We start from the raw sequence: 12,105 nt of genomic DNA, 5'->3' as shown, positions 1-12,105 counted from the left end.
GTCCTCCCCGAACGAATGGTTGCGCGGTTCGGTCGGCTCAGGAAGCGTCTTTTGCGCCGAAGCCGCCGCCGCCGGGCGTCTCGATGACGAAGATGTCGCCGACCTCCATGGCGACCTCGGCGGTGGCCGCCAGAGGCTCGACCGCGCCGCCCGCCCTTTCGACACGGTTGATCCCGACCGCGCCGGGCTCGCCGCCCTCGACGCCAAACGGCGGCACACGGCGGTGGTTGGACAGGATGGCCGCCGTCATCGGCTCCAGGAAGCGGACGCGCCGCACCGTCCCGTCGCCGCCCTGCCAGCGCCCGTCGCCGCCCGAACCGCGCCTGATCGAGAACTCCTCCAGCAGGACGGGGAAGCGGGTCTCCAGCACCTCGGGATCGGTCAGGCGGCTGTTGGTCATATGGGTCTGGACCGCGCTGGTCCCGTCGAACCCCGGCCCGGCGCCCGAGCCGCCGGCGATGGTCTCGTAATACTGACGCGCCTCGTCGCCGAAGGTGAAGTTGTTCATCGTCCCCTGGCTGGAGGCCAGGACGCCGAGCGCCCCGTAGAGGGTGTCCACGACGGCCTGACTGGTCTCGACATTGCCCGCGACGACCGCCGCTGGATAGCGGGGGTTCAGCATCGACCCCTCCGGGACGATCAGTTCGATGGGCTTCAGACAGCCCTCGTTCAGCGGAATGGCGTCGTCCACCAGGGTGCGGAAGACGTAGAGGGTCGCCGCCCGCGCAATCGACAGCGGCGCGTTGAAATTGGTCGGCAACTGGTCGCTGGTCCCGGTGAAGTCCACGACCGCGCTGCGGTTGGCCACGTCCACGTCGATGCGGACCCGGATGACGGCGCCGTCGTCCATCTCATAGGCGAAGGCGCCGGGCTTCAGAGCGGCGATGGCGCGGCGGACAGCCTCTTCGGCGTTGTCCTGGACGTGGCCCATATAGGCGGCCACGACCACGCGGCTGAACTCGCCGGTCATGCGCAGCAGTTCATCGGCGCCGCGCGTGCAGGCCGCGACCTGGGCCTTCAGGTCGGCCAGGTTCTGATCGACATTGCGCGACGGCCAGGGACCAGAGGCGAACAGGACCCGCGTCTCGGCCTCGCAAAGCCGTCCAGCGTCCACCAGCAAGAAGTCGTCGATCAGCACGCCTTCGTCGTCCACGGTGTGCGAGTTCGCAGGCATGGAGCCGGGCGTGATCCCGCCCACGTCGGCATGGTGGCCGCGCGCCGCGACGAAGAAGGCGGGGGCGTCGTCGCTATCGAGGAACACCGGCATGATGACGGTGATGTCGGGCAGGTGGGTGCCGCCCTTGTAGGGGGCGTTCAGCATATAGACGTCGCCCGGCTTCATGCCGCGCCCGTCCCGTCCGCCACCGCGCGAGGTGATGACGGTGCGGATGCTTTCACCCATCGATCCCAGATGGACCGGGATGTGCGGCGCATTGGCGATCAGGGCGCCGCCCGCGTCGAAGACGGCGCAGGAGAAGTCCAGCCGCTCCTTGATGTTCACCGAATAGGCCGTGGCGCGCAGGGCCTCGCCCATCTGTTCGGCGCAGGCCATGAAGCGGCTGTTGAACACCTCCAGCATGATCGGATCGACGTCGGTGCCGATGGCCGTGCGGGCGGGCAGGGCGACCACCCGTTCCAGCAGCAGGTTGGCCGCCGCGTCGACCGTGGCGCGCCAGCCCGGCTCGACGACGGTGGTGCCGGTGTCCTCCAGCAGGACGGCGGGGCCGTCGACGGCGACGCCGGGCGTCAGGGCGTCGCGGCGATAGACGGGCGTGTCGCGATCCTCGCCGGCCATGCGGACGGTCAGTTGCGCGGCGGCGCTCAGTTCGGCGGCGCTGGCCGCGAGCGGCGTTGTCGGGGCCTGATCCGAGCGTCCGACAGCCTCAACCTCCAGCGTCTCGACCACCAGTGCCTTGCCGTCAGCGAAGAAACCGAAACGGCGACGGTGCAGGGCCTCGAACGCTTCGGCCATGGCGGCGGCGGGGCCGAAGGGTACGGTCAGGGGCGTGTCGGACCCGGCGAACTTGATCTCGGCGCGGGCGAGGGTCGAGACGGCCTCGGATGCGAAGCCCTGCGCTTCCAGATCGGCGCGGGCCGCCTGGGCCAGTTCGGCGATGCGGTCGGCCAGCCCCGCATCCTGATCACTTGTGGCCGGCGCGGCGACCGTCGTCTGGCGGATGGCGCGGACCTCGGCCAGCCCCATGCCATAGGCCGACAGCACGCCCGCGAACGGGTGCAGCAGCACGCGGGTCATGCCCAGGGCGTCCGCCACCAGACAAGCGTGCTGGCCCCCCGCGCCGCCAAAGCAGTTCAGCACATAGCGGGTGACGTCATAGCCGCGCTGGATCGAGATCGAGCGGATCGCCTCGGCCATGTTCTGCACGGCGATGGTGACGAAACCCTCGGCCAGGGCGCCCGGCGTTGTGGCTCGACCCGTCGCGTTCGCGACCTCAGCGGCCATGGCCTCGAACTTGGCTCGCACCGCCTCGGCGTCCAGCGGCTGATCGGCGTGGGGACCGAAGACGGCGGGGAAGAAGGCGGGGCTCAGCTTGCCCAGCATGACGTTGCAGTCGGTCACCGTCAGCGGCCCGCCGCGACGATAGGCGGCCGGTCCCGGCACGGCCCCGGCGGACTCCGGCCCGACCCGCAGCCGCCCGCCGTCGAAGCGGCAGATCGAGCCGCCGCCGGCAGCCACGGTGTGGATGCTCAGCATCGGCGCGCGCAGTCGCACACCCGCGACCACGGCGTCCGAGGTCCGCTCATAGTCTCCGGCGAAGTGGGAGACGTCGGTCGAGGTGCCGCCCATGTCGAAGCCGATGACGCGGTCGAACCCAGCGGCCTTGGCCGTCTCGGCCATGGCGACCACGCCGCCCGCCGGTCCCGACAGGATGGCGTCCTTGCCCCGGAAGGCGTCGGCTGCCGTCAGCCCGCCCGACGACTGCATGAACTGCAGCGGCGTCGCCTCGCCCAGGTCGGCCCCGACCCGATCCACATAGGCCCGCAGGATGGGCGACAGATAGGCGTCGGCCACGGTGGTGTCGCCGCGCCCGATCAGCTTGATCAGCGCCCCGACCTCATGGCTGACCGAGACCTGCTCGAACCCGACCTCGCGGGCGATCTCGGCCAGCCGCGTCTCATGGGCGGTGAAGCGCCAGCCGTGGACCAGGACGATGGCGATGGCCCGCAGCCCAGACGCATAGGCCGCTGCAAAGTCGGTCCGCGCCTTGGCCTCGTCCAATGGCCGATCCAGCGCGCCGTCGGCGGTCACGCGCTCGTCGATTTCGACCACGCGATCATAGAGTTGGTCGTTCAGGATGATGTGGCGCACGAACAGTTCTGGCCGCGCCTGCCAGCCGATCCTCAGTGCGTCGCCAAAGCCGGCGGTGATGGCCAGAAGCGTCGGCTCGCCCTTGCGTTCCAGCAGGGCGTTGGTCGCCACCGTGGTGCCCATCCGCACCTCATCGACCAGCACCGCCGCCAGGGGTCCTGCGGGCGCGCCAAGGATGCGGCGAATGCCCTCGACGGCGGCGTCGGCGTACTGCTCGGGATTAACCGACAGCAGCTTGCCGGTCTGCAGCGCCCCGTCCGGCGCGCGCGCCACGATGTCCGTGAAGGTGCCGCCACGATCAATCCAGAAACGCCACGCCGTCATTGTTCGCTCGTCCTGTCGATCGAAAGCCGCAGTCAGGCGGCCTGTGCGCCGTCGATAGCGGCGACCACGCCGTGAACGAGCGGCTCGAAGATATGCTCCGCCAGATGCCGCACGACCGGCGTCGCCACTCCGTCGCCGGTCAGGTGATAGGCGTCGCTGTATTGCCGGGGCAGGACATAGCTGTCCTTCAGCCCCATCAGACGCGCCGTCTCGCGCGCCGAGATCAGGCGCGAGCGGATGCGGCGGCCCTCGACCACCAGAATGACCTGGCGGCTGGAGCCCCCCGCCGGGGTGCGCAGACAGCCGGCCACGTCGTCGAAGCGGACCTCGGCGCGCTGGACCTTGGCGCCGGTCTCATCCACGCGGGTCCGGCGATAGACGCCGCCGACCATGCGCCGCCCGGCGCGCTTGGCCGCCGCAACCTTGGCCAGATGGACCGGCGACATCATGTCGAGCAGCTTTTTCGTCTCGAGCTGAGTGTGCCAGGCGACGCTGTCGGGCTTTTCTTCGATGATGTCGGCGAAGACAGCCATGCGCCGCTCGGGTGTCGGCACGTTCCACCACAGCAGGGGCTCGCGCACGGCCTCGGGCAGGTTCTCCACGGCGCGACGCAGGGCGCGGGTATGGAAGGGTTCGATGGGCTCAGGCGACAGCAGTTCGGGGGCGACCTCCACGTCGGCGTGGACGCCGATGATGAACAGGCGCGGGCGCGACTGGGGCACGAACCGGTCGGCGTTGATGACCAGGGCGCCGTAGCGATAGCCGGCCTCGGCGAAGGTGCGGCAGATGGCCTCGAAATCCTTGCCGCCATGGGACGTCAGCGCGCCACAGACGTTCTCGACCGCCACCATGCGGGGCGCGCGGCCGTCTGCGATCAGGCCGTGGATCAGCTTCCAGAAGGAATAGAAGGTGCCGGATCGCTCGCCGTCCAGCCCGGCACCAGCGCCCGCCAGCGACAGGTCCTGACAGGGAAAGGAGCCCCAGATCAGATCGGCAGACCCGGGCAGCTGCGCCGCGTCCAGGGCGCGGATGTCGCCGACCGTCAGCTCGCCGCCCGTGCCCCAGTTAGCCTGATAGGAGAAGCCCTTCTTGGCGTCGAAATCATTGGCGAACAGGCAGGTCCAGTCCGGCCCGAGACCAGCGCGGACCATGCCGCCGCCGGCGAAGAACTCATAGAAGCTGGGGGCTGAGGGGGACGAATCGCGCATCCCGGCACTGTGACCCAGGCCGGCGTCCATTTCCACGCTCGCTCTTGACGCCAGCGGGCAGGGGACTACGAACCCCGGCCCCTCTCCCCGCAGGTTCTCCCATGACGTCCGCGACGCCCGCCACCATCGGCATCGACTTCGGCACGACCAATACGGTGGTGTCGCTGACCCATGGCGACGGCCCGGCGACCCTGGTGCGGTTCCAGGCGGACGAGAGGGACCTGTTCGCCTTCCGCTCGGCGCTGAGCTTCCAACTGCATGAGGCGCGCGACGGGGGCTCGCCCGAGCGGGTGATCGAGGCGGGGCCCTGGGCCATCGACGCCTATGTCGAGGACCCGCTGGACACCCGCTTCATCCAGTCGTTCAAGACCTTCGCCGCCAGCGCCGCCTTTACCGAGACGCGGATCGACAACCGCCGCTATCGTTTTGAAGATCTGCTCTCGGCCTTCCTGCTGCGGCTGAAACACCATTCTGACGGGGCGATGGACGCCCTGCCGCCGCGCATCATCGTCGGTCGGCCCGTGACCTTCGCCGGCGGCAATCCCAACGAGGCGCTGGCGCTGGAGCGCTATGAGGCGGCGTTCGCCCGTCTGGGCTTCACCGACATTCGCTACGCCTACGAACCCGTCGGCGCGGCCTTCTTCTTTGCGCGAGAGCTGAAGCAGGATGCCAATGTCCTGGTCGCCGACTTCGGCGGCGGCACCAGCGACTTCTCCATCGTGCGGTTCGAGCGGGCCGACGGCGCCCTGCGCTCGACGCCGCTGGCGCGGTCGGGGGTGGGCGTGGCGGGCGACGCCTTCGACTATCGGATCATCGACCAACTGGTCTCGCCGGAGTTGGGCAAGGGCAGCCTGTACCGGGCCTTCGACAACCGCCTGCCGATCCCGCAACGCTACTACAGCGCCTTCGCGCGCTGGGACCAACTGGCCCTGCTGCGGGCGTCCAAGGACATGCGCGACATTCGCGGCCTGGCCTCGACGGCGCTGGAGCCCGAGAAGATCGCGCGCCTGATCGAGGTGCTGGACGACAACCACGGCTATGCCCTCTACCGCTCCGTCTCCGGCCTGAAGGAGGCCCTGTCGCGGGACGAGGAGGCGATCTTCTCCTTCCTCGCCGGATCGGTGCGGATCGAGAAGCCGGTCAAGCGCGCCGAGTTCGAGGGCTGGATCGCGCCGGAACTGCAGGCGATGGAGGCCGCCGTGGACGAGGCCATGGCCCAGTCCGGCCTGGAGGGGGCGCAGATCGACCGCGTCTTCCTGACCGGCGGCACCTCCTTCGTGCCGGCGGTGCGCGACATCTTCATCCGCCGCTTCGGCGCCGACCGTATCGAGACCGGCGGCGAGTTCGAATCCATCGCCTCGGGCCTGGCCCTGATCGGGCGCGAGCCTGATCTGGACCTGTGGAGCGAGCGGGCCGGAGGCGCGGCGGCGGCCTGATCGCCGGTCTGGAACCTTCGATTGCGGGCGCGTGTTTCGGCAAGCCGGGGCGGCGCTGACCGCATCGAAAGGCGTGAGATGAGCATCTTCGAAACGATCGTCGCGACGGTCGAGGAACTGGCCGCCGCGACCGGAGATAGCAGCACCCGCCACATCGTCGTGAGCGGCGCACTGACCGACGCGCCCTCGATCACCCTGTCGCCGGGACAGTCGCTGCGCGGGGACGACGGGCGCGCGTCGATCACCTTTGCTGACGGCGCCGACGGGCTGCGGCTGACCACCGGCAACCGGGTGCACGACATTCGCCTGACCGTCGCGCCGGAGCGGCGGGCGATCTTCAACGACACCTCGGTCGCCAGCCTGGGCCGGATCGAACTGCATGGCGTCACCACCATCGGCCGGGTGCAGATCCTGGCGCGAGACAAGGTGCGCGGCGGCCATGTCGAGGTGCATGATCTGGACATCATCGCCGCCGATGCGCGGGCCGAGACCGACCGGCCGCACGGTTACGGCGTCCATGTCCTGCAGGGCGCCTTCACCCTGTGGAACATGCAGGTCGACAGGGAGGTGGTGGTCAGCGCCGATCTGGCTGGCATCTCGGTCGGCCGCAACGGCGCCCCGGTGCGCGGCAGCGGCGTCTTCGTCAGCGGGGCCGGCGATACCGGCGGGCGTCTGGCGGTCAGCCGGCTGGAGACCAATGCCGTCTATAGCGACGGCGGCATCGCCCCCGGCACGCCGGATCAGATCACCGGCGGCGTCTTCACCGTCTATGGCGCGCACGTCGATCTGGTTCGGAATCGCGGCCCGGTCGTGACCTATGGCGTCAACGACATGGTTCTGGACAACTGGGGCGTGGTCGACCGCTGGATCGCCGACGACAAGATCACCTCCTACGGCCCCAGCGGCATAGGCTTCGTCAACTTCGGCACAGTGCACGAACTGAGGGTCAATGCGACGATCGAGACCTTTGGTCAGGGCGCGCGGGGCTTCAACGTCTATACGGGCACGGTCGGCTCGGCCGAGTTCGACCGGATCGTGACCCGCGCGGACGGGGCGGTCGGCATCCAGATCAGCCAGCCGATCGGCCGACTTCTGGTGCGGCGCGGCATCGAGACCTTTGGCGGAACCGGCCCCTCCCTGGTCAAGGGCGTGGTGGTGACGCTGTCGGCCATCGCCCTGAGTATCAAACCCGGCGGCTCGGCCCGCGAGATCGACATCGCCGGCGGACTGAAAACCCACGGCGCCGGCGTCGCCCCCATCGAACAGCACGGGTCCATCGACAGCCTGCGCATCTCCGGCGGGATGGTTGCAGCGGGCGGCGGTTTCGACAAGATTTAGCCGGTTAGATCAGTCCCGGTCCGGCGCGCCCAGCGGGAAGTAGGCGCGATAGGGGCGGGCTTCGTCCACCGCCCGCGTTACGGACGGGCGGGCCAGCAGTCGAGCGCGATAGGCCCTCAGCGTTTCGAACCGCGCGTCGATGCGATGCGACCAGTCGGCATAGAAGAGGGCCGGCGCCGCCGCGCAGTCGGCCAGGCCGAAGCCGTGATCCGTGGCCCATTCCCGCCCCGCTAGTCGGCCGTCCAGCCAGGCGTAGGTCGTTTCCAGCAGCCGCTTCGCCTCGGCCACGCCGTAGGGATCGCGGTCGGCCTCGGGCCGCAGGACGTCGGCCACCAGCTTCTGCTGCGGCGTCGAGACATAGTTGTCGAACACCCGGTCCATCATCCGCACCTCGACGGCGGCGGCGGGATCGTCAGGGATCAGGCGGACCGGGCCGGGGTGATGCACGGCCAGATGCTCGATGATCGAGGTGGCCTCGAACACGCTCTGCTTCCCGTCCTGCAGCACCGGAAACTTCCCGATCGGCCACAGGGCCTCCAACTCGGCGAATGACGCCTCGTCCTCCAGCAGTCTGAACTGGAACGGCGTGTCGTTCTCATAAAGGGCGATCAGCGCCTTCTGGCAGTAGGACGAGAAGGGGTGGGCGTAGAGCTTCATGCGCGTGTCCTTCCAAACCTTGTTGCTCGTCTGCAGACGTTCCAAATGTCCGCCGGGGGTGGGGAGCGGACATCGCGGGTTCACAGAAGCGGCCCCGGCTGTCGCCAAAGGAACCGGTTTTCAAAGTCTGCTGGTCGCTTAACCCATCGGACGCCGGTGGACGTAGAGGCGGGGCAGACAATCGAAAGGTTGGCTCTTTCGAAATACACTGTTACCGAAAACCTCGCCCTCAATCTCCTGGAGAGTACCGGTGCAGTCATTTCGTGGCGGCCTCAATCCATCTGCGCGCCTTAATGACGATCTGACACCCGCTCAGAGCGCTGCGGCGGGCGGCGTTTTTTGCAGGGAGACGCTGAACTTAGGAACTGGTCCAAACACCCTGCGGATGCAGGTTATGCTGCCCAGGCAGGCAGGGCGTCAGTTTATAAGCCTCACAGCCGTGTCCGAAACAGGAGAGATTTTAGCTCAGGCGACATTGGATACTTCTGAGCCGGAGGCCGCGTCCAAAGCGGATGCCATGACCCTCACCTTCTCATTAAGTGAGGCGGCTAGCATCTTGGTGGAAGGTGAAGCCTCGGCTTACGCCCGAATGACGCATCTTCGTTTCATCACCCAAGCCCCTGTCGAACGTTACGAAGGGAACGAGGCGCTCTTCCGGTTTTTCCCGCAGTTTGATCTCGACGAGATGGTGCCCAAGTCGGTCATCTTTGGCACGACGGCAGTCTGTAACGCCAACTGCTTCCATTGCCCGACAAACAAGGCCTATTCAAAAACCCAGGCCAAAGGCTTCATGGACATGGCCTTGTTTGAAAGGATCGTCGACGAGCTGGCCGAGATGGGTTTCAGCGGCGGCGTGGTGTTCGGATTATTCGGTGATCCTCTTTCAGATCCATTATTCCTTGAGCGCATGCGGCTCGTACGTAGGCGCTTGCCAAGGGCCATCATCTGCCCGTCGACAAATGCCGGCGTCTATGAGTCCGACAAACACAGAGAGGCTTTATCCTACGCTGACGACGTGGTCGTTCACGTCGAAGGGGTGACCTCTGAAGTCTATAATGCCTCGATGCGTCCACTTAAGCTGGCGCGGACGGCTCCTCGGGTGGAACAGCTTATCGAAGACCGGAGAGGCAAGCCGGTTCGAATCATCTCGCCGGTGCACAAGCGCAATCTGCACGAGATGGCCGCTCTAAGAGATCTGTGGGAGGGGCGTGGAGCGGGCTCCACATTCTACTCTTATCTGATGAATCGAGGCGGTCAGGCCGACGCCTTCGAAGATGCGGCGCTCGCGCCCGTTGCTACGGGTTGCTCGCCGACCATTTTGGCGGATCTCGTCATCGACTGGGACGGCAGTGTGGTCACTTGCTGCCAAGATTTCCACCGCCGAACAATTATCGGGGACCTGACCAAGGAAAGTGTTCGTGAAGTCCTGTCTAACGCTGGAAGACAGAGAGCCGTCGAGATTCTTAACAATAAGCGCTGGAACGAGATCGAGACCTGCGCATCCTGTAAAAACGATTGCGAGACTTCCATTCTCTCGCTCGTCTCCGAGCGCTTGAAAGAGAGCGACGCTCGCCGTGCTTTCACACCGCGGGAATTTCAGGCTCGTGGCTTGGTGGACGCAAGCCCTGACATTTTTCGCGTGAAGGCGCGTCGGTCGTGGCTGAAGTTGTTGCGAGCGCCATTCACATCGGCCCCCAAGGCGACGGTATTTGGGCCATACAAACCCCTCTACCCAGGACGATACTGCCTCACCTTCGACATTTCCAAACTCAGGGGCGAACCCCGTGCCCGGCTGGTCCTTGAAGTAGTTTCGCCCTCTGGCCCCCTGGCAGTTCGCCGGTTTGCAAGACCAACAGACGGACAGCCTTTCACGATCAGTTTCGACGTACCGGCTTACGTGCCGCTTGAGTTCCGGGTCCGGGCGCGTGGCCTCGACCTCGAATTCCGCGGGGCGTCCTCGATCAGGATCAAGGGATGACGTCCCTACCGGCGCGAAGGGCTGGCAGAGCCCATTGACTGATGCGCGGTTCGTCTATGGCGTTGGTGGTCAGCTTTGGGTCGCGTCCGGTCCCCACCTTAGCGCCGTAGAGCAGACGTCGATCTCAACGGCTGGAAGCGGGCGTTTAGAAGGTCGGTCCGGGGTGGTTAGCGGTCGTTCCACGATCCGGCCTGGATTGCATCAATCAAGCTGGCGACAGTCAGGCTGCGAAAGGTACGTTTCCCCCCGCCATTCGCGGAAATCCCGCACGATATCGAAACCGGGGTCGTACACTTCGCCCGGACCGTAGCGACGTAAGTCCATTTGACTGAAGTCTGTCCCGTAGGGCGCTCTTATACCCTCGACAGCTTCAGCAAAATCTTCGCCGGCGAGCCCTAGATCATAGAACAGTTCGGTGGCCTCGGTGATGGGCTCTGCCTCTGACATCGTAACTCTGCGCAAGACGCCAACGGCGTGCTCAAAAATGACGTCCCTGGACTGTGCGCTTTGGGCCATGGGCGAAGGAGAGCATACGCTGCCAGCGTCCGCCATGGGGGGCGCTGCGGATATTCGCTTCAAGCCAGACAGCGGAATTTGACCCCTCCATCTCCCGATGTCAGATCGCGGCCCTCGGCAAAGCGAGGGAGCGCCGCATGACCATCACCCTTCACGGCATCAAGGCCTGCGACACGATGAAGAAGGCCCGCGTCTGGCTGGATGAGAACGGCGTCGATTACGCCTTCCACGACTACAAGGTCTCAGGCGCCGACCGGGCTGATCTGGAGCGGTGGATCGACGCGCATGGCTGGGAGACGGTGCTGAACCGGGCCGGGACCACCTTCCGCAAGCTGCCCGAGGCGGATCGTCAGGAGATCGACGTCGACAAGGCGATCGCCCTGATGCTGGCCCAGCCGTCGATGATCAAGCGGCCAGTGCTGGACCTGGGCGACGGCCGGACGCTGGTGGGATTCAAGCCTGAACGCTACGCGGAAGTCTTCGGCGGCTAATCCTCGACCCCGGTCGCGGGGCGGTCGTGGCCGTCGGCGCGTTCGGTGATCCACTGGCCCGAAGCGTCCTCGTATTCGATCCATGAGGTGCGGTCGGGCACCTGCTGCTCGCGTGAAACGGCGACGGCGGCCGCGCGCGCGGCGTCGTGTGTGGCGAAGGTCTCCGAGAAGCTGTCGCCCAGCTTGTAGGCCCAGCCGCCGTCGTGGGGAACGATGCGATAGGTGATCTGGGTCATGAGAAGCCCTGTCCGTTGAAAGCCCGCCAGACGCTTGACCCGCGGCGGCGCGCTGTCGAGTCACGCTGTGGTGACGCGGGCCGCGCCTTACAAAGAGTTCATGCGCGATCCTGCATCCGTTCGGCCTGATCGTCGCCTCTTGTGATCAGAAGGCCGCAGCGTCACGCTCGGCTCCACTGTTCAATAAGGGGCGAAACCCATGAAAGAACTCATTCCCATGGTGTTGTTCATCATGATCGGCGCGATCGTGATCGTGCCGACATGGCTGAAGAGCAAGGAACGCAAGGAAATGCAGGCGACCCTGCGTGCGGCCATCGACAAGGGCCAGCCGCTGCCGCCCGAGGTCATCGACGCGCTGAGCAAGGAGAACATCAAGCCGCCGGCGACGGCTGCTCGCGACCTGCGCGTCGGCGTCATCCTGCTGGCGGTCAGCGTGGGCATCGCCATCTTCGGCTATATGGTCAGCTTCGCCGAGATGGACGCCTTCTATCCGATCGCGGGCAGCGCCGCTGTCCCCGGCATGATCGGTCTGGCCTTCATCGTCCTGAGCGTCTTCAACAAGAACAAGGGCTGAGGGCGACGGGGAGGGGAGA

The 12,105-nt window shown here is 66.5% G+C and carries 10 protein-coding genes; 5 read left to right on the top strand and 5 right to left on the bottom strand.

Features of this window, described 5'->3' with window-relative positions:
- Window positions 1-37: 37 nt before the first annotated feature.
- The gene (locus tag AC1DJ5_RS03780; RefSeq protein WP_477019742.1) at window positions 38-3,652 is read right to left on the bottom strand and encodes a hydantoinase B/oxoprolinase family protein; all 3,615 of its coding nucleotides are present in this window, start codon (window positions 3,650-3,652) and stop codon (window positions 38-40) included.
- A 32-nt stretch (window positions 3,653-3,684) separates the two neighbouring features.
- Window positions 3,685-4,860, bottom strand: coding sequence for a DNA cytosine methyltransferase (locus tag AC1DJ5_RS03775; RefSeq protein WP_477019741.1), 1,176 nt, complete (start codon window positions 4,858-4,860; stop codon window positions 3,685-3,687).
- Between the two features lie 101 nt (window positions 4,861-4,961).
- Here AC1DJ5_RS03775 and AC1DJ5_RS03770 point away from each other — a divergent pair, with 101 nt between their 5' ends.
- Window positions 4,962-6,296, top strand: coding sequence for an Hsp70 family protein (locus AC1DJ5_RS03770; protein WP_477019740.1), 1,335 nt, complete (start codon window positions 4,962-4,964; stop codon window positions 6,294-6,296).
- Between the two features lie 78 nt (window positions 6,297-6,374).
- Window positions 6,375-7,634, top strand: coding sequence for a hypothetical protein (locus AC1DJ5_RS03765; protein WP_477019739.1), 1,260 nt, complete (start codon window positions 6,375-6,377; stop codon window positions 7,632-7,634).
- A 9-nt stretch (window positions 7,635-7,643) separates the two neighbouring features.
- On the opposite strand, the gene AC1DJ5_RS03760 is transcribed toward AC1DJ5_RS03765, so the two are convergent.
- Window positions 7,644-8,291: a glutathione S-transferase family protein gene (locus AC1DJ5_RS03760; protein ID WP_477019738.1), complete on the bottom strand. Its 648-nt coding sequence runs from the start codon at window positions 8,289-8,291 to the stop codon at window positions 7,644-7,646.
- Window positions 8,292-8,541: 250 nt separating this feature from the next.
- Between AC1DJ5_RS03760 and AC1DJ5_RS03755 the strand changes: the two genes are divergently transcribed.
- Window positions 8,542-10,269: a radical SAM/SPASM domain-containing protein gene (locus AC1DJ5_RS03755; protein WP_477019737.1), complete on the top strand. Its 1,728-nt coding sequence runs from the start codon at window positions 8,542-8,544 to the stop codon at window positions 10,267-10,269.
- A 201-nt stretch (window positions 10,270-10,470) separates the two neighbouring features.
- Here AC1DJ5_RS03755 and AC1DJ5_RS03750 read toward each other — a convergent pair whose 3' ends face one another.
- Window positions 10,471-10,716 carry a hypothetical protein gene (locus tag AC1DJ5_RS03750; protein WP_477019736.1) on the bottom strand — a complete coding sequence of 82 codons (246 nt, stop codon included), beginning with the start codon at window positions 10,714-10,716 and terminating at the stop codon, window positions 10,471-10,473.
- Window positions 10,717-10,922: 206 nt separating this feature from the next.
- Here AC1DJ5_RS03750 and AC1DJ5_RS03745 point away from each other — a divergent pair, with 206 nt between their 5' ends.
- Window positions 10,923-11,276: an ArsC family reductase gene (locus AC1DJ5_RS03745; RefSeq protein ID WP_477019735.1), complete on the top strand. Its 354-nt coding sequence runs from the start codon at window positions 10,923-10,925 to the stop codon at window positions 11,274-11,276.
- Here AC1DJ5_RS03745 and AC1DJ5_RS03740 read toward each other — a convergent pair.
- On the bottom strand, window positions 11,273-11,512 hold the full coding sequence (locus AC1DJ5_RS03740; RefSeq protein WP_441452995.1) for a DUF2188 domain-containing protein: 240 nt from the start codon (window positions 11,510-11,512) through the stop codon (window positions 11,273-11,275). The two genes, AC1DJ5_RS03745 and AC1DJ5_RS03740, sit on opposite strands and share 4 nt — an antisense overlap.
- A gap of 199 nt (window positions 11,513-11,711) precedes the next feature.
- Here AC1DJ5_RS03740 and AC1DJ5_RS03735 point away from each other — a divergent pair, with 199 nt between their 5' ends.
- Window positions 11,712-12,086 carry a DUF6249 domain-containing protein gene (locus tag AC1DJ5_RS03735; protein ID WP_477019734.1) on the top strand — a complete coding sequence of 125 codons (375 nt, stop codon included), beginning with the start codon at window positions 11,712-11,714 and terminating at the stop codon, window positions 12,084-12,086.
- The last annotated feature ends 19 nt before the right edge of the window (window positions 12,087-12,105 follow it).

It is taken from the genome of Brevundimonas sp. 01N35 (assembly GCF_056399785.1).
This window is presented reverse-complemented; position numbering and strand designations above follow the sequence as displayed.